20 protein-coding genes are annotated in these 17,066 nt (G+C 66.1%); 14 read left to right on the top strand and 6 right to left on the bottom strand.

What is annotated here, in order from left to right:
* The first annotated feature begins 38 nt into the window (after positions 1-38).
* The 4 genes from G365_RS0115095 to G365_RS0115080 all read left to right on the top strand — a co-directional run bounded on the left by G365_RS0115095 (position 39) and on the right by G365_RS0115080 (position 2,928).
* Entirely contained in the window at positions 39-593 is a 555-nt protein-coding gene (locus tag G365_RS0115095; RefSeq protein WP_155976312.1) for a sigma-70 family RNA polymerase sigma factor, read from the top strand.
* Complete coding sequence (locus G365_RS0115090) at positions 590-1,258, top strand: ChrR family anti-sigma-E factor (RefSeq protein WP_019646367.1); 669 nt, start codon at positions 590-592, stop codon at positions 1,256-1,258. Before G365_RS0115095 ends, G365_RS0115090 begins: the two co-directional genes overlap by 4 nt.
* A 128-nt stretch (positions 1,259-1,386) precedes the next feature.
* Positions 1,387-2,139: an SDR family NAD(P)-dependent oxidoreductase gene (locus tag G365_RS0115085; protein ID WP_019646366.1), complete on the top strand. Its 753-nt coding sequence runs from the start codon at positions 1,387-1,389 to the stop codon at positions 2,137-2,139.
* A gap of 3 nt (positions 2,140-2,142) precedes the next feature.
* A complete protein-coding gene (locus G365_RS0115080) occupies positions 2,143-2,928 on the top strand; it encodes an SDR family NAD(P)-dependent oxidoreductase (protein WP_019646365.1) in 786 nt (261 codons plus the stop codon).
* Positions 2,929-2,952: 24 nt separating this feature from the next.
* Here G365_RS0115080 and G365_RS0115075 read toward each other — a convergent pair whose 3' ends face one another.
* Positions 2,953-4,302 (bottom strand): NAD(P)/FAD-dependent oxidoreductase, encoded by a 1,350-nt coding sequence (locus tag G365_RS0115075; protein WP_019646364.1) that lies wholly within the window; start codon positions 4,300-4,302, stop codon positions 2,953-2,955.
* Positions 4,303-4,485: 183 nt separating this feature from the next.
* On the opposite strand from G365_RS0115075, the gene G365_RS0115070 reads away from it, so the two are divergent.
* Together G365_RS0115070 and G365_RS21795 are read left to right on the top strand one after the other, a co-directional pair.
* Positions 4,486-6,195 (top strand): monovalent cation:proton antiporter-2 (CPA2) family protein, encoded by a 1,710-nt coding sequence (locus tag G365_RS0115070; RefSeq protein ID WP_019646363.1) that lies wholly within the window; start codon positions 4,486-4,488, stop codon positions 6,193-6,195.
* Positions 6,192-6,761, top strand: coding sequence for a DUF3124 domain-containing protein (locus G365_RS21795; protein ID WP_081628578.1), 570 nt, complete (start codon positions 6,192-6,194; stop codon positions 6,759-6,761). Before G365_RS0115070 ends, G365_RS21795 begins: the two co-directional genes overlap by 4 nt.
* A gap of 5 nt (positions 6,762-6,766) precedes the next feature.
* On the opposite strand, the gene G365_RS0115060 is transcribed toward G365_RS21795, so the two are convergent.
* Positions 6,767-7,174: a hypothetical protein gene (locus tag G365_RS0115060; RefSeq protein WP_019646361.1), complete on the bottom strand. Its 408-nt coding sequence runs from the start codon at positions 7,172-7,174 to the stop codon at positions 6,767-6,769.
* 280 nt (positions 7,175-7,454) lie between these two features.
* Here G365_RS0115060 and G365_RS0115055 point away from each other — a divergent pair, with 280 nt between their 5' ends.
* Positions 7,455-8,114 (top strand): GntR family transcriptional regulator, encoded by a 660-nt coding sequence (locus tag G365_RS0115055; protein ID WP_019646360.1) that lies wholly within the window; start codon positions 7,455-7,457, stop codon positions 8,112-8,114.
* Between the two features lie 10 nt (positions 8,115-8,124).
* Here G365_RS0115055 and soxR read toward each other — a convergent pair whose 3' ends face one another.
* The gene (gene soxR / locus G365_RS0115050; RefSeq protein WP_019646359.1) at positions 8,125-8,595 is read right to left on the bottom strand and encodes a redox-sensitive transcriptional activator SoxR; all 471 of its coding nucleotides are present in this window, start codon (positions 8,593-8,595) and stop codon (positions 8,125-8,127) included.
* Between the two features lie 169 nt (positions 8,596-8,764).
* Here soxR and G365_RS21790 point away from each other — a divergent pair, with 169 nt between their 5' ends.
* Positions 8,765-9,409 (top strand): SDR family oxidoreductase, encoded by a 645-nt coding sequence (locus G365_RS21790; RefSeq protein WP_019646358.1) that lies wholly within the window; start codon positions 8,765-8,767, stop codon positions 9,407-9,409.
* Positions 9,410-9,502: 93 nt separating this feature from the next.
* On the opposite strand, the gene G365_RS0115040 is transcribed toward G365_RS21790, so the two are convergent.
* Both G365_RS0115040 and G365_RS0115035 read right to left on the bottom strand, forming a co-directional pair.
* Entirely contained in the window at positions 9,503-9,886 is a 384-nt protein-coding gene (locus G365_RS0115040) for a VOC family protein (protein WP_019646357.1), read from the bottom strand.
* Positions 9,887-9,954: 68 nt separating this feature from the next.
* Entirely contained in the window at positions 9,955-10,692 is a 738-nt protein-coding gene (locus tag G365_RS0115035; RefSeq protein WP_019646356.1) for a helix-turn-helix transcriptional regulator, read from the bottom strand.
* Positions 10,693-10,829: 137 nt separating this feature from the next.
* Between G365_RS0115035 and G365_RS0115030 the strand changes: the two genes are divergently transcribed.
* Complete coding sequence (locus G365_RS0115030) at positions 10,830-11,249, top strand: hypothetical protein (protein ID WP_155976311.1); 420 nt, start codon at positions 10,830-10,832, stop codon at positions 11,247-11,249.
* A gap of 70 nt (positions 11,250-11,319) precedes the next feature.
* Positions 11,320-11,814: a copper chaperone PCu(A)C gene (locus tag G365_RS21785; RefSeq protein WP_019646354.1), complete on the top strand. Its 495-nt coding sequence runs from the start codon at positions 11,320-11,322 to the stop codon at positions 11,812-11,814.
* Positions 11,815-11,945: 131 nt separating this feature from the next.
* Here the strand turns inward: G365_RS21785 and G365_RS0115020 are convergent, their stop codons facing one another.
* Positions 11,946-12,593: a 2-hydroxychromene-2-carboxylate isomerase gene (locus tag G365_RS0115020; protein ID WP_019646353.1), complete on the bottom strand. Its 648-nt coding sequence runs from the start codon at positions 12,591-12,593 to the stop codon at positions 11,946-11,948.
* Positions 12,594-12,894: 301 nt separating this feature from the next.
* Between G365_RS0115020 and G365_RS21780 the strand changes: the two genes are divergently transcribed.
* The 4 genes from G365_RS21780 (at position 12,895) to G365_RS0115000 (ending at position 16,928) form a co-directional block, all read left to right on the top strand.
* Positions 12,895-13,941, top strand: coding sequence for an aspartate-semialdehyde dehydrogenase (locus tag G365_RS21780; protein WP_051089907.1), 1,047 nt, complete (start codon positions 12,895-12,897; stop codon positions 13,939-13,941).
* Positions 13,942-14,131: 190 nt separating this feature from the next.
* Positions 14,132-14,377: a FeoA family protein gene (locus G365_RS0115010; RefSeq protein WP_019646351.1), complete on the top strand. Its 246-nt coding sequence runs from the start codon at positions 14,132-14,134 to the stop codon at positions 14,375-14,377.
* The gene (gene feoB, locus G365_RS0115005) at positions 14,374-16,695 is read left to right on the top strand and encodes a Fe(2+) transporter permease subunit FeoB (protein ID WP_019646350.1); all 2,322 of its coding nucleotides are present in this window, start codon (positions 14,374-14,376) and stop codon (positions 16,693-16,695) included. The genes G365_RS0115010 and feoB overlap by 4 nt, the downstream gene beginning before the upstream one ends.
* Positions 16,692-16,928 carry a FeoC-like transcriptional regulator gene (locus G365_RS0115000; RefSeq protein WP_019646349.1) on the top strand — a complete coding sequence of 79 codons (237 nt, stop codon included), beginning with the start codon at positions 16,692-16,694 and terminating at the stop codon, positions 16,926-16,928. Before feoB ends, G365_RS0115000 begins: the two co-directional genes overlap by 4 nt.
* The last annotated feature ends 138 nt before the right edge of the window (positions 16,929-17,066 follow it).

Raw genomic sequence — 17,066 nt, 5'->3', positions numbered from 1 at the left:
TGAACAGCGGAACGTCAGCGGACCCGGTTCCGGCGCAAATGACCCGCCTGCTGGCCGCTCTGGCCGAAACCCATGATCAGGCTGATTTCATCCGCCTGTTTGAATACTATGCCCCCCGTATCAAGACCTATCTGCGCCGTCTGGGTGCCGATGATGCCACAGCGGAAGAACTGGCGCAGGAAGCCATGCTGACCGTCTGGCGGAAGGCAGGTTTTTTTGACCCCGCCAAAGCCAGCGCCGGAACATGGATCTTCGCCATCGCCCGCAATCTGCGCATCGACCGCCTGCGCCGCGAACGCCGCCCGGAGCTGGACCCCGACGACCCGGCACTGGTCCCTGACCCCGAAACCCCGCCCGATGACGCCCTTGCTGCCGGACAGCGGGAACGCACCATCCGCGCCGCCGTCGCCACCCTCCCCCCGGAACAGGCCGAAGTGATCGCTTTGTCCTTTTATGAAGACACCCCGCACTCCGAGATTTCAACCCGTCTGGGTATCCCCCTCGGCACCGTCAAGTCGCGGCTGCGACTGGCAATGAACCGCATCCGCGCTGCCCTTGGGGATGGCCCGACCCCGATGGAGGATCTGCGATGAGCGCCACCTTCCATCCGCCTGAAGAGCTGCTGCTGGCCTATGCCGCCGGTTCTCTGGAAGAGGCGTCCGCCCTGCTGGTGGCCTGCCACCTGACCCTGTGCCCGGCGTGCCGCCGTCTGGCCGGACAGGCCGAAGCGGTCGGCGGCAGCCTGCTGGAGGAACTGGCCCCGGCCTCCCTCTCCGACGGGGCGCTGGCGGCGGTTCTTGGCCGTCTGGGGCCGGTGTCGGCAACGGCGCGGCCTGCTGTGCGGCAGGCGCCCGCCCGTCCGCAGCCCCCGCGCCCCGGTCTGCTGCCCAGACCGTTGCGTGACTATGTCGGTGCCGACAGCGCCGCGCTGCCGTGGAAACGCCTGCCCGGCGGGCTGGAACAGGTGCCGGTCGTGACCCGCACCGATGCCCGCGCCCGTCTGTACCGTATCGCCCCCGGCATGGGGGTGCCGGAACACAGCCACGGCGGTCTGGAAATGACACTGGTGCTCGCCGGTGGCTTCAGCGACGGCCACGGCCACTATGGCCCCGGCGACGTGGCGGTGATGGCCGATGGCGGCATCCACCGCCCGGTGGCCGATGCCGGTGATCCGTGCCTGTGTCTGGCTGTCACCACAGCCCCGCTGCGCCTGACCGGCCTGATCGGGCGGCTGTTCAATCCGTTCCTTGATCTGTAAGTCCTGCCAGAGTCCTTGCCGGAGTCCCTGCCAGAATCCCGGGCGGTGATCCGGTCTGTGATCTGGGCGGCCCCCTGACACGTAAACAGTCAGGAATCCGTTCAACCCTTCCTGATCAGGGGCCTGCCATGACCACTGTCCTACCTTCAACCGCGCCGGTTCTGGTCTTCGGGGCCACCGGCGGGATCGGGGCCGCTCTGGCCCGCCAGCTGACACAGGCGGGCCACCCGGTGTTCCTGTCCGCCCGCCGGGAAGAACCGCTGCGGGATCTGTGCGCTGAAACGGCTTCGCCCGGTCTGGCTGCCGATGTCCTCGACGGCGCGGCCGTCCGGCAGGTCATTGACGCCGCTGTTGAGGCCGGGCACGGCCAGCTTGCCGGACTGGTGTATGCGGTCGGCACCCTGTCGCTGAAGTCCGTGGCCGCCGCCGGGGAAGACGATCTGCTGGAGGCCTACCGCCGCGATGTGGTCGGGGCCTTCACCGCCGTTAAAGCCGCCCGGACTGCCCTGAAATCAGCGGGCGGGTCGGTGGTGCTGTTTTCTTCGGTTGCCGCCCGCCGGGGGTTTCCATCCCATGTGGTGGTCGGGGCCGCCAAAGGGGCGGTTGAAGGGCTTGGGCTGTCTCTGGCCGCCGATCTGGCCCCCGAGGTCCGGGTCAATGTGATTGCCCCCAGCCTGACCCGTACCCCGCTGACCGCTGGCCTGATGGGGAACGAGGCGATGGTCAAGGCGATGGCTGCCCGCCACCCGCTGAAGCGCACCGGCGAGGCCGCCGATGTGGCGGCACTGGCCGCTTTTCTGCTCTCGCCCGCCGCAGGCTGGATCACCGGGCAGATGATCGGGGCCGATGGCGGACGCAGCACCGCTGAAGCACGGGGGTAAGGGATGATCCGCCCGACTGCCGCACCACAGGCCCCGTTGCGTTTGCCCCAGCCGCCGGGCGGAGTCTGGCTCACCGGGGCCGGAACCGGCATCGGGGCCGCGCTGGCACACACGTTCGCTGCCGCAGGCTGGCCGGTGACGGCCAGCGGCAGACGCCAGGAGCCCTTGCAGGCCCTTGCCGCGCGGGTGCCCGGCTGCGTGCCGGTGCCACTGGATGTCACGGACCGCGCCGCCGTACAGGCTGCGGTGTCAGCCATGGCACCGTCTCTGCCGACACTGGCGGTACTGTGCGCCGGCACCCATCACCCCACCCCGGCGACCGCTTTTTCTGCCGCCGGGGTCCGCGATCTGATCGACACCAACCTGATGGGGATTGTCCACTGCGTTGAAGCCCTGCTGCCGCTGTATCTGGCACGGGGGCAGGGGCATCTGGTGCTGGTCGCCTCCGTCGCCGGATACCGGGGCCTGCCGACCGCAGCCGGATACTGCGCCAGCAAAGCCGCCGTGATTGCTCTGGCAGAATCGCTGCGGCTGGATCTGGCCGATACCGGGGTACAGGTGACGGTAGTCAATCCGGGCTTTGTCGATACCCCGCTGACGCAGCAAAATCCGTTCCCGATGCCTGATCTGATCACCGCCGAAGCCGCTGCCGCCCAGATTGTGCGCGGGCTGGAACAGGGGGGCTTTGAAATCGCCTTCCCCCGCCGCTTTGCCACGGCGATGAAACTGCTGCGGATTCTGCCGGACCGCTGGTACTTCAGCGCGGTCCGGCGCTTCACCGGCCTTTAGGAGAAGGAGAGGAGGGGAGGCCGGTCAGACCGCCGCCGTCTGGTGGCTGCTGTCGGTCTCCCACAGCGGCGGGCAGCCGATGGACCGCGCCGCCGCCAGCCCCGAGGCAAAGGCGTCTTCGTGGAAGCCATAGCCGAAGTAAGACCCACAGAACCACAGGCGGTCTGCCCCCTGCAGCTGGTCCAGCGCTTTCTGTGCCGCCATCGCATCGGCGTCAAACACCGGGTGCGCATAGGTGATCTGGCGATAAATCTTCGACGGATCAATGGTATCGTGAGGGTTCAGGGTGACAAACAGCGGCGTATGGTCCGGCAGGTGCTGCAGGCGGTTCATCCAATAGGTGACGCACAGATCGGTGGTGCCGGTTTCGCCGCGCCGGGCGCGGTAGTTCCACGCCGCCCACACCTGTCGCCGCACCGGCATCTGGGCGGCGTCGCCATGCAGCACCGCCAGATTGTCCTGATAATGGAACGCCCCCAGCAGATGCTGTTCCTGCCGGGTGGGGCGGTCAATCATCGCCAGTGCCTGATCGGCATGGGCACCGATCACCACCGCATCAAACATCTCGTCCGTGCCGGAGGCGGTCTGTACCCGGACGCCACCGGCTTCCAGCCGGATGACCCGCGTCACAGCATCGCCCAGCCGCAGGGTCGCGGGGGTATCCGCCAGCAGACGGCGGACATATTCACGGCTGCCGCCGACCACCGTGCGCCAGCGCGGACGGTCCGTGATCTGTAACAGCCCATGGTTGGTACAGAAGCGGACGAAACTGGCCATCGGAAAAGCCATCATCGTTTCCGGCGGGGCCGACCAGATGGCGGCGGCCATCGGCAGAAGATGATCATCAATAAAGGCCCGGCCATAGCCGTTCTGGCGCAGATACTCGCCCAGCGACAGGCCGGACGGGGCCGTCTGCGCATCCTGCGGGGCCTGCCGGTAAAACCGCAGGATATCCCGCAGCATGCCGTAAAAGCGCGGGCTGATCAGGTTGCTGCGCTGGCCGAACAGGCCCGGCAGATCGCTGCCGGAATATTCCAGCACGCCGCGCCGGTCCCCCTGATCCAGCGTCACGGCAAACGACATGCCGGTGTCCTGCGTCGGCACCCGCAGATGCTCAAACAGGCGGATCAGATTGGGGTAGGTGCGGACGTTGTAGACGATAAAACCGGTATCCACCGCCACCGGCTGCCCGTCTGCCCCCGGAACCTCGACCGTGTTGGCATGGCCGCCGGGCCGGGGCTCGCCATCAAACACTGTCACCACATGCCGCCGCGACAGCGCCCACGCTGCCCCCAGCGCAGCCGCCCCGCTGCCGATCACGGCAATCCGGCGGGCATCAGGAAGGGGGCGGTGCGGCGGATGGATATGCGACATGGCCAATAGTCCGGGACAGAGGAAGCTGAGACTGATGAGCAGGCGTTATATCAGTGAGTACGCAGCTTTCCCCCCAGCAGATCACTGCCTTTACGGGGATTATGGCAGTATCGTCGCTTGATGCCGGGCAGCAGGGCCGATATACCCCGAAGCACGCGGTAACCAGCAACCTTGAGGCAGGCAATGGCGGAGTTCCACTCCACACTTTACGACATTCTGTGGCTGCTGCTGGCGGCAGTTGTTGCCGTACCGGTCCTTCAGCGCTTCGGGGTGCCGTCGGTGCTGGGCTATCTGGCTGCCGGGGTCGCTCTGGGCCCCTATACGCCGGGGGTGGTGATTGATGTGGAATCAACCCTGCCGCTGGCCGAATTCGGGGTGGTGTTCCTGCTGTTTGCCATCGGGCTGGAACTGCCGCTGTCACGCCTGCGAACGATGCGCCGTTATATCTTCGGGCTGGGGGCCCTGCAGGTTCTGGGGACGGCGGCGGTGCTGGGCGGGCTGGGGCTGGCCTTTGGCCTGTCCCCCAAGGCCGCGGTCCTGATCGGGGTGACGCTGGCCTTTTCCTCCACCGCCACCGTGCTGGCGATTCTGGTGGAACGCAACGAGGCGGTGACCCAGACCGGGCGGGTCAGTATCGCCGTGCTGATTTTTCAGGATCTGGCGGTGGTGCCGGTGCTGGCCCTGCTGCCGCTGCTGGCCGGGTCCGGGCATGACATCGGCACCGCGCTGGGGCTGGCACTGGCCAAGGCCTGCGTCGCCATGGCGCTGATCTTTATCCTCGGCCGCTATGTGGTGCGGCCGCTGTACGGCTTTATTGCCGCCCGGCGGACCTCTGAAGTGTTCACGGCGGCCAATCTGCTGCTGGTGCTGACCGTCGCCTGGGTAACCGAAATGGCTGGCATGTCGATGGCGCTGGGGGCGTTTCTGGCCGGTCTGCTGCTGGCGGACAGCCCGTACCGTCATCAGGTGGAAGCCGATATCGACCCCTTCCGCGGCCTGCTGCTCGGCCTGTTTTTCATGACGGTCGGCATGACCATCGACCTGCCGTTCGTCGCCCATAACCTGCTGCTGGTGCTGGCGGTGACGCTGGGCCTGCTGGCGCTGAAAGCCGGGGTCCTGATCGGCCTGTCGCGGCTGCTGGGGCTCGACTGGGCCACCGTGCTGCGGGTCGGCCTGCTGCTGGCGCAGGGCGGGGAATTTGCCTTTGTGGTGTTCGGTAAGGCAGGAACGCTGGGGGTGCTGGACCACACCACCACCCAGACCCTGACCGCCACCGTCGCCCTGTCGATGATCCTGACCCCGGTCCTGTCCTCCGCCGGGCGGCGGTGGTCGAAAAAGCTGAAACGGCGGCTGGGGCTCGATCTGGTGCCGACCGGCACAGAAGAAGCCCGCCAGCATGTCATCATCGCCGGATATGGCCGCGTCGGGCGGACCATCGCCACACTGCTGAAAGAACATGGCGTGCCGTACGTGGCGCTGGATCTTGATGCCGAGCGGGTGGCCGAGGCACGGGCCGAAGGGCTGCCGGTGTTTTATGGTGATGTCAGTCAGGCCGGGGTCCTGCGCTCCATCGGCGTGGAGCGGGCGCGGGCGGCAATCATCACCGTCAACAATGCACGGGGGGCCGAGCGGGCGGTGGCGGCGGTGCACGACCATATGCCCGGCCTGCCGATCATTGCCCGGGCCCATGACCTGCGTCAGCAGGGGGTGCTGCGCTCTGCCGGGGCAGTACTGGTGGTGCCGGAAGCGATTGAGGTCAGCTTCCAGATGGCCGGTCTGGCCCTGCGCTCGATGGGGGTCAGTGATGACATCATCGAACGCTGTCTGGCAGGACACCGCAGCAGCGGATATGGCACACTGGCCGGACCAGAGGACGGAGCCGAACACCGATGACCGGATTGCGACAGCCTTTCCAGCCCCTTCGTGGCATGGCTTTCCAGCGCCTTCGCGGCGCGGCTCTTCAGGGCCTTCGCGGCATGGCAACAGCCACCCTGCTGCTGGCGGCAGCCATCCCCTTCAGCGGGCAGGCCGCAGCGGCGGACCCGGCCCGCAGCCGGGGCCAGACCGTGTATGTGCCGGTGTATTCCAGCGTGCAGCATGGCAATCAGGACCGCAGCGGCAACCCCGGGGAATGGCTGCTGTCGGTGATGGTCTCCGTCCGCAACACCGATCCACGCCAGCCGGTGCGGATTACCGCCGCCCGCTATTATGACGGGGCAGGGGTGCTGCTGCGTGACTTTGTGACCGACCCGAAGACACTGCCCGCGCTGGCCTCGATGAGCACATTCATCGAAAACCGCGACACTAGCGGCGGCAGCGGCGGCAGCCTTCTGGTGACGTGGGAAGCTGATGGCCCGGTCAGCCCGCTGCTGGTCGAGGCCCTGCACACCGACCTGTTCGGCACACGGTCCATTTCCTTTGTCAGCCGGGGCGAGGTGATTCCCGACGCGGGGCGCTGAGCCGGTCAGTAGACCGGGTCCGTCACCCCTTCAACCGGGATTGCCCCCTGTTCGATTTCCCGCGTCAGGGCGGTGAAACCGGCTTCCAGTTCCTCGCAATAGGCCCGCAGGGCCTGCAGTTCCCGGAACTGTTCCGGCTGGGGCAGCCCCCGGTTCTTTCCCACCTCCAGCAGGGCGGAATAATAGCGGGTCTTCAGGTTGGCCAGACGCGCCGCCAGTGCCTCGATCTCCGGCTGCAGCAGCGGGCCGCAGGTCCGTGACATCTGCTGCTTCAGCGCCTCATCCGCGAAGCTTTCGAGATGTCGGGCATACATGGTGCGGGTCATGATGCGGTCGCGGCGCTGCGACGACACCCCGCCGCCGGTCGCGGTGCCAACCGCTGCTTTCAGGTCGATGGTGTCGTTAAAGCTCATCGGACGGTTCCCCGGTGACAGGCAGGGCCAGACAGTCCCCAGACAGGACGGTGACAAGCATGGTAGCATGAAAACCCTTAACGCTTTCTGTGCAGGCCCTGCGGGGCAGCGGCCACCACAGAAAGGCCAACACAGAAAGGCCCCCGCAGAAAGGAAGGCAGACAGAACCGCTCTGTCTGGTATAAGGCCCTGCACTTCTGTACGATATCAGGCCGGTGTTCTGTGCACCGGCTGTCCGGGATTGCGACGGTATGACTGTAAAGGTGGTATCCTGACCTCGATGCTCAAGCGCCAGACGATGACCGAAGGGCTGACCGACCTGCTGCGGAAAGCCATTCTCAGCGGTGAAATCCCCGAAGGCACCCAGCTTCGGCAGGATGCCATCGCCAAACAGTACGATGTCAGCCGCATTCCGGTGCGCGAAGCCCTGCGCCAGCTGGAGGCGGAAGGGCTGATCGTCAGCCATGCCCACCGCAGCTCTATCGTCGCGTCGCTGTCCCTCAGCGATATCGAGGAAATTTTTGAGATCCGCTCAATCCTTGAGCCGCACCTGCTGGCCCTGTCGCTGCCCAACCTGACCGCCGCAGACTACGCCGCCGCAGATGCCGTGCTGACCGAGTACGACGGCGCGTTGACCGCCGGGGATGTCGGCAGCTGGGGCGAGCTGAACTGGCGCTTTCACGGGATTCTCTGCGGGGCCGCCGGGCGGCCCCAGACCTGGGCCGTGGTCAACGGCCTGCAACGGAAAATCGACCGTTACACCCGCATGCAGCTGCATTTCACCGACGGCGTGGTCAAGGCCCAGACCGAACACCGCACCCTGCTGGAGCTGTGCCGCAGCGGTCAGACAGCGGACGCCGCCGCCTATCTTGCCGTGCATATCCGCGAAGCCGGACAGGCACTGACCGACTTCCTGCGTCAGCACGCCGGGAAAGAATAGGGCCGTCGCCTCAGCTTCCCTGCGCCGGGGCACGGTCCAGCAGGACCGGCCCTGACGCCGTCTGCCCCAGCTGATCCGCCGGGTTGCGCAGGGGGCATTCTTCCATCGACAGACAGCCGCAGCCGATGCAGCCATCCAGATGATCCCGCAGCCGGGTCAGGCCATCAATCCGCTCCTGCAGGGCCGCCCGCCAGCGGGCTGCCATTGCCCGGACCTCGGCCTGCGTCGGCACACTGCCGGGCGGTATCGGTGCCAGCAGAGCGGCAATCTCTGATAAAGGCAGGCCAAGGCGCTGCGCCACCCGGATGATTGCCACCCGGCGCAACACATCCCGGGTATAGCGCCGCTGGTTCCCCCGGCTGCGGTCGGCGGCAATCAACCCTTTCGACTCGTAAAAGTGCAGTGTCGAGACCGGAAGACCGCTGCGGCGGGCCACATCACCGACAGACAGCAGCGGCGACAGCCGGGGGGACGATGCCATGACAGAAAAACCTTCTTGATCTCAACTATACTTGAGGTTTTATACCGGCTGTCGGCTTGCCGGTGCAAGTCCCCGACCGTTCCGGTCAGGGTTTCCGCCGGGGCTGACGGCGGCGGCGTCTCTCCTGCCGCTGTCAGCTCTGCGCTGTCAGTGCGGACAGTCTTTTCTGATGCTCCCCCGACCCAAACGTGTCCCGCCCCTTATTCTGGTCAGCAGCCTGTCAGGCCCCGGCAGCCGCATTACGCGCGGACTGGCCGAGCGCGGGGCGACGATCCTGCTCGGCAGCACAGATCCGGCAGCAGATGCCGCCGCCATCGCCCCGCTGCGGGCGGCAGGGCTGGCCGTCTCGCTCGAACCGCTGGATCTGAGTGATCCCGACAGCATTACCAGCCTCGCCACACGCCTGAATCACACCCACGGCAGTCTTGACGGTCTGGTTCATGCGGCACCGATGCCCGGTATTCTGATTGACAGCCTGATCACCTCGGTCGTCGGGGCAGCCCATCTGACGGAAGCCCTGAGCCCGTTGCTCGCTGCGTCCGGGCGGGGGAGGGTGGTGTTTCTTTCCTCGGCGGCGGCATCGGTCACCGCCCCGCCTGCCGGACAGGACGCCGCGCCGCCATCGGTGCAGGTGGCCGCAACCGCCCTGAATGCACTGACCCGCAGCTATGCGGCGTCTCTGGCGCCGCAGGGCATCAAGGTCAACGCCGTCTGTCCGGCAGGCCGGGCGCAGGCGGCAATCCACATGGCGCTGCTGGATGACGACGGCCCGACCGGCAGCTTCACCGATGATGTGGGTGAGCTGCCCTGGTAAGGGAAACAAGGGGGAAGAGGGCGGGGAGTTTGCGACATCGCAAAGTCCCCGCCCCTGATCCCGTCGTAGGGGGAGGGGGGGGGAGACAGAGCCTCAGCCCATCTCAGGGACAAACATCCGCAGACGGTGCCCGTCAGGATCAAGCCCGACAAAGGTATAGCCAAAGTCCAGAGCCACCGGGGCCTGTGCAATCTCCACCCCGGCAGCCATCCAGTCCGCATGACGGGCATCTACCGCAGCCCGGGACGGCAGCGTCAGCGCCAGTTCAGCCCCACCGCTCAGGACAGCCGGGGCCGGGGCCGCAGCCGGTTCCACGGTATGGCGCGACCACAGGCCAAGCTTGCACCCGTCGGGCAGAATAAACAGCGCAAAGGTCCGGCTGACCTCCACCGGCTGCACCGACAGCGCAAGAGCATAAAACGCCGCGCTGGCAGTCGGGTTTTCAACATACAGCAGAATGTAGGTCTGGGCGGACATTGATCTGATCCCTCTGGTCTGGGGCGGGTCGTTCCCCGCCGATGACCGGATCATCACCGACCTCTGTGTCAGTTTCTGTCAGGAGGATCGAGCATATCGAGAGAAATCCCCTCCGCCTCGCTCCATTCTTTCAGCAGAACCGCCCGGCGGCGTGGCATCCGCTCCGGGGTCTCCGCCACCGCCAGAATCCGGTCGGTCCGGAAATGCCGGAATGCCTGACGGTCTTCGCACCACGCCCCGACCACTTCCGCCGCATCAAAATAGCCCAGCACGAAGGGCCAGATCCGGCGTCGGGTCTCGGCCCCTGAGGCATCCCGGTAGGTCAGATCAAGAATCCGTTCCTGCCGCAGCCCACGCCGCAGGCAGATCATGATGGCCGGGTCAGCGGAGGGAGGCGCCTGTGGGCCGGGGGCCCGAGCGCCCCGGCCACCGACAAACAGGGTCCGGCTTTCCCGCAGGTCCCCCCATCCGGCAGGCAGCACCGCCGCAATTTTGCTTAAAGCCGCAATCGATGCCCCGCGCAGATGCGGATCAGTCCGCGCCGCCACCCAGCGCATACCCAGCACCAGCGCATCCAGTTCGTCATCACTGAACATCAGGGGCGGCAGAAGATATCCATCCCGCAGCTGATAGCCAATCCCGGCTTCCCCCTCAATCACCGCCCCCTGTTCCTGCAGGGTGGCAATGTCGCGGTAAATGGTCCGGACGCTGACCTCCAGCACCTCGGCCAGCCGCGCCGCCGTCACCGGATGGCGGTGCGCCCGCAGTTCCTGCACCAAAGCCAGCAGCCGCCCAGACCGTGCCATTGTGTCTATCCCCTCCGTCACCGGGTTTGCGATATCGCAAACCCCCGCGACCATGCCACAGGATTCCCGGAGAAGGGAGAGTCCAGAGAGGGGAGGCTGTTGACAGGCAGGCCGTCGGGGGGCAGCATACCGCCACTATGATCAGGGATTTTCCATCACCGGCAGCAACCGCTTCCTCACCGCGCCACCGGGCGGCGGTGTGGATGGTGTTGGCCCTGTCCCTGCATCTGATCCTGTCCGCTTTTGCCGGAGTGGTGCAGGCTGACCCCACCGGCCCGCTGCGCACCGTCGCCGATGCCGACGCGGTGCTGTGTACCGGCACCGGGATGCGATACATCCCCGGTACCCCCGAAGGCGGGGCAGGGGGGGCGCTGGCTTCTGCCAATGCCCTGTGCGCCCTGTGCGTCCCGGCCTTACCCGATGCCCTGCCTGAGCTGCCCGACCTGTCGCCAGCCGTACTGGCCTTTGCCCGTCAGGCACTGTCTCAGGCCCACCCGGCCCCCGATCTGTCCCCCCATCACCGGCCTCAGCCCCGGGGGCCGCCGGTCCTGTCCTGACCTTTTCCCGCTCCGACACTTCTATTTCATTCTGTCGAACGATCCGGCCCGTGACCGGATCAGAAGGATCATGGACATGTTCGCATTCCGCACCCGCTTTGCCGCCCCGCTGCTGGCCGCTGCCGTCATTGCCACCCTGTCAGCCGGGGCTCTGGCCCACGGGTATACCGTCGGCAAACTGAGCATCGGCCATCCGTGGGCCAAGGCCTCTGCCGGGATGGCCGCCAACGGGGCCGCTTTCCTGAAGATCACCAACAGCGGCGACGCCGACCGGCTGGTCGGGGCCAAGACCACCGCCGCAGACCGCGCCGAACTGCATACCCACAGCATGGACGGCGGCGTGATGAAGATGCGTCAGGTTGAAGCCATTGAGATCCCCGCCGGGGCCACCGTGGCGCTGGAGCCCGGCGGGCTGCACGTCATGCTGTTCGGCCTGAAGGCCCCGCTGAAGGAAAATGACAAATTCCCGCTGACACTGACCTTTGAAAAGGCGGGCAGCATCGATGTGGATGTGAAGGTTGAAGCCCTGACCACCACCCCGGCAGAAGCCCACAAGGCCCACTAACAGCCTGTCTCCGGCGGTTTTCCCGCCACAGGGTCAGCCAGAGTACCGCCGGGGGACAGCCCCCGGCGGTTTTTTTATGGGCCTGTCATATCGTGACGGATATCCCCGACTCCGGGAATAATGATTCCTGATCAGGAATCTTTAATGGCCGCGTCCAGATACTCCAGACGGTCCTGCCCCCAGAACAGTTCCCCTTTCCAGACGTAGGTCGGCGCACCGAAAACCCCGGCAGCGATGGCCTGCGCGGTGGTTTCCGTCCGCCGGGCCTCCGCCTGTGGGGCTGCAGCCACCAGCGCCGCGCCATCCAGCCCCAGCGCGGTCAGAATGTCTGCCACACTGGCCGGGTCCGCGATATTCCGCTGCTCCGCCCACAGGCCCCGGCCCAGAGCAAATGCAACCGCCATGGCATCAGCACCGGCATCCTCTGCTGCCAGAATGACCCCGGCTGCCAGCGTGTCATCGCAGGGGAAAAACGCCGGGTGCAGGGTCAGCGGCATAGCATAGCGGCGGCTGATCCGCGTCAGTTCCATCAGCCGGTAGGTTTTCCGTGCCTCAGACCGCTGGGGCAGCGGCACCCCGCCGGTCGCGGCGAACACCTCGGCCATCCGCACCGGACGGCACCGCACCGTACAGCCATGGGCCTGTGCCAGCGCCGCCAGACGCGGGGCCCCAAGATAGGCAAACGGAGAAACCGGAGAAAAATAATAATCGATAAACCGACCAGTCTCGGAGGAAAGGCCAGTCTCAGAGGAAATATCAGAAACAGGGGTCCGGGTCATGGGGGAGTCCTTCCGGGCCAGAGAACGGGGGAGAGGCACAGCGCCAGCTCCGCCGCCACAGTGGAACAGCAGCAGCAGGGCCGCAACCCCTGTTGACTCTTTCCAGCCCCGGCCTCACCGATCTGTGATCTTGCGATATCGCAAACCGGCCCGCCCTGTCACGGCCTGTACCGGGATGGCCCGCCTAAAGACAGGGTCTGTCAAAAAACTTTTGCATTGGCGAAGAATCAACGTTCAAATGGGTCTGCATCGCTGCTATAAGCGATAGCTTTTTTCTAACCCCCAGCTAATGGGAATCACCATGTCTCACTTCGTGGCTTCTGGTCCCCGCGTCGCTGTTGTTGGCGTCACGGGTGCCGTCGGGAAAGAGATGGTGAACGTGCTGCATGACCGCGCGTTTCCCCTCTCCGAATTGCGTCTGTTTGCCTCCGAACGGTCGGCCGGTAAAACTACTGCGACTCCCTACGGCACTAAAACCATCGAAGCCTTCACCGTTGACGCGGTGGCGGAGTGCGATATTGCCCTGCTGGCCGTTTCCGGTGACTTCGCCAAGGAATTCGCCCCGCAGCTGGCCGCCCGTGGCGTGACTGTCATCGATAATTCGTCGGCCTTCCGGTATGACGACGACAAGCCGCTGGTGATCCCGGAAATCAATCCGGAAGCCGTCGGCGATGCCCGCATCATCGCCAACCCCAACTGCACCACCGCCATTCTGGCTGTGGCACTGTGGCCGCTGCATCAGGCTTTTGGCCTGAAGAAGGTCATCGTTTCCACCTATCAGGCGGCTTCGGGCGCCGGGGCGGAAGGGATGAGCGAGCTGGAAGATCAGGCCCGCGCCTATCTGGATACCGGCAAGGCTGCCAATAAGGTGTTCGCCCATCCGCTGCCGTTTAACCTGATCCCGCACATCGATGCGTTCCAGGACAACGGCTACACCAAGGAAGAGATGAAGGTCACCTGGGAAAGCCGCAAGATCATGGGCATCCCCGATCTCGCGCTGTCCTGCACCGCCGTGCGCATCCCGACCTCCCGCGCCCATGCCGAAAGCGCGGTGATCGAGTTCGCCAAGCCGGTGACCCCGGATGCCGCCCGCGCCCTGCTGGCCGCCGCGCCGGGGGTGAAGGTGGTCGATGATCCGGCGGCCAAGGTCTACCCGATGCCGCTCAACGCCTCGGGCAAGTATGACGTCGAAGTCGGCCGCATCCGCCAGAACCTTGTGTTCGGCGACCACGGTCTGGAACTGTTCGTCTGCGGGGATCAGCTGCTGAAGGGTGCCGCCCTGAATGCGGTGCAGATCGCCGAAGTGGTGCTGGAACGCCGGGGAGCCGCTGTACGCCGCTCGGCGTAAAGGCAGCCCGGTTATGTAACAGGGCAGGGGGGCCGCAAGGCTCCCCTGTCTTTTTTTGGCTCCGGCGCATCCATCCGGGCACGGATTTTTACCGGCAGCGGGGAAAATATTCCCATACGACAATTCCGGGATTGCGCTGTCCCGCCAAACTGCAAATGATACTGCGTTGTCTTTGCGGAATACCCCCCGGATGTCTTCAGCCCCCCTGACCCTGTCTCAGCTCCGGCCCGGCCAGTCGGCCCGGGTCATTGGCCTTGATGGCGGCGCCCCGGCCTATCGCCAGCGCCTGCTGGCCTTCGGGCTGACCCCCGGCACATCCTTTACCCTGACCCGGGTTGCCCCGCTGGGCGACCCGCTGGAGGTCCGCCTGCGCGGTTATACGCTGACCCTGCGCCGCGATGAGGCGGCAATTCTGCGGATCGAGGCACTGGCATGACCCTTCCCCCGTCTTCTCTGCCCCCGTCGGCCCTGCCCCGCGTGGCACTGGCCGGAAACCCCAACTGCGGCAAAACCACCCTGTTTAACGCCCTGACCGGATCACGGCAGCAGGTCGGCAACTGGCCCGGCGTCACGGTGGAACAGAAGCGCGGAACCTATCCGTGGCACGGCGCACCGGTGGAAGTCGTTGATCTGCCCGGCCTGTATATGATCAGCGGCGATCATGGCCCGCAGGATGAACGGGTCAGCCGCGATTACCTGACCTCCGGCGACACCGGGGTGGTGATCAATGTGATTGATGCCTCCACGCTGGAACGGTCGCTGTATCTGACGGTGCAGATGATGGAACGGCGGGTGCCGCTGGTGGTGGCCGTCAATATGATGGATCTGGCCGAACAGGCCGGGGTGGAGCTGGACCTGACAGCCCTGTCGCAGCAGTTGGGCTGCCCGGTGGTGCCTCTGGTGGCCAGTCGCCGCCGGGGGCTTGAGGCCCTGAAGAAAGCCTGTGCCGGGGTAGGGGAATCGCCCCCCGCCACGGTGGATTACCCCCCGGCGGTGGAACGGGCAATCGCCGCCCTGACTCCGTTCCTGACCGGCGGCACGGCCCATGACCCGCGCTGGCTGGCGGTGCGGCTGCTGGAGGCAACCCCGGAGTCGGCGTTTGCCGCCGCGGTCTACGCCGCCATCCCCGGCCTGTCTGAAACAGTCGGCGACGTGCGGCGGACGCTGGAGGCTGAGGGCGGGGAAGAGGCCGACATCCTGATCGCCGATGCCCGCTATCAGCTGATCGGGCGGGTGACCGCCGCCGCCTGCCGCCGCCTGCACGATGTCTCGCCGGTGCTGACCCGGCGGCTGGATGCCATTGCCCTGCACCGGGTGCTGGGGGTGCCGCTGTTTCTCGGCATGATGTACCTGATGTTCGTGCTGACCATCAGTGTCGGCGGGGCCTTCATTGATCTGTTTGATCTGGGGGTCGGGGCGCTGCTGGTTGACTGGCCGGAACAGATGCTGACCGCCGCCGGGGCCCCCGGCTGGCTGATGGTGGCGGTGCTGGGAATCGGGCGCGGGATCCAGACGGTGGCCACCTTTGCCCCGGTGATCGGCAGCCTGTTTCTGGTACTGTCTGCCCTTGAGGATTCCGGCTACATGGCCCGCGCCGCCTTTGTGATGGACCGGGCACTGCGGGGAATCGGCCTGCCGGGCAAAGCCTTTGTGCCGCTGATCGTCGGTTTTGGCTGCAATGTCCCGGCGGTGATGGCCGCCCGTACCCTCGACAGCCACCGCGACCGGGTGATGACCGCCATGATGGCGCCCTTCATGGCCTGCGGGGCGCGGCTGCCGGTGTTTGCGCTGTTTGCCGCCGCATTCTTCCCCAGCGGCGGGCAGAATGTGGTGTTCGCGCTGTATCTGCTGGGGATCGCCGTGGCGGTCGGCACCGGCCTGACCCTGAAGCATACTCTGCTGCGGGGCGAAGCCGCCCCGTTTGTGATGGAACTGCCGCCCTATCACATCCCGACCCTGCGCGGCATTGTCTGGCATGCCTGGCAGCGGTTGCGGGAATTTCTGGGCCGGGCCGGGCAGGTGATTGTGCCGATGGTGCTGGCCTTAAGCATTCTGTCGTCGTTCACCACCAGCGGCGACTTCCGTAAGGATGCCGGGCAGGAATCCATTCTGGCGGCGGTCAGCTCAGCCGTCAGCCCGGTTCTGGCCCCGATGGGCCTGCGGGAAGACAACTGGCCCGCCACGGTCGGTCTGGTGACCGGCATCTTTGCCAAAGAGGCGGTGATCGGCACCTTAAACAGCCTGTACGGCGGGACAGATCCCGCCGGAGAGGAAGACAGCGGCCCCTTCGTGCTGGGGGATGCCCTGCTGAAGGCGGCGGCGACCGTCCCGGCCAATCTGGCGGCACTGGGGCAGGCGGTGCTGGATCCGCTCAAGCTCGGCACCCTGTCGGCGGAGACCGCCCAAGACACCGCCGCCCTTGGCATCAACGCCAGCGCCTTCGGGGCGATGACCGCATACTTTGACGGCAGCGCCGGGGCACTGGCCTATATGGTGCTGATTCTGCTCTATACCCCCTGTGTTGCCACCCTTGGGGCAATCCGGCAGGAAGCGGGGGGCCGGTGGGCTGCCTTTGCCGCAGGCTGGACCACCTCTGTGGCCTATGTGATGGCGGTGGTGGTCTATCAGACCGCGACCTGGCTGCGCCATCCCGGCCCGTCCAGCCTGTGGATCGCCGGGGGCTGTGCCGTCCTGCTGCTGGGGGTGACCGCCCTGCGGCATCTGTCAGGGCGGACGGCGGAGACAACAGCATGAGCCTGATCGCCCTGAAAGCCTGCCTGCAAACCCGCCGTCAGGCGACACTGGCCGAACTGGCCCTGCATGTCGGCAGCAGCACCGATGCGGTGCGGGCAGCCCTGCAGATCTGGGTCGATAAAGGCAGGGTCCGGCGCAGCGGCGGCGGATCAGAGGCTGCGGGCAAAGCCTGCGGCGGGGGATGCGGCGGCTGTCACGGGCCGCAGGAAACCTATGAGTGGATTGACCCGTAAGCCGCCGCCCTTCGCCCGTCAGGCCAGCAGGTTGACCCACCGGACGAAGATACGATCTGCATGGGAGCCTCCTGTCCGGTGAAGTCATACCGATCTGCCCGATCTGACAGCCTACCCTGACAGACCGGCACAGAACTT

Source organism: Novispirillum itersonii subsp. itersonii ATCC 12639 (assembly GCF_000381985.1).
Lineage (GTDB): Bacteria > Pseudomonadota > Alphaproteobacteria > Rhodospirillales > Rhodospirillaceae > Novispirillum > Novispirillum itersonii.
This window is presented reverse-complemented; position numbering and strand designations above follow the sequence as displayed.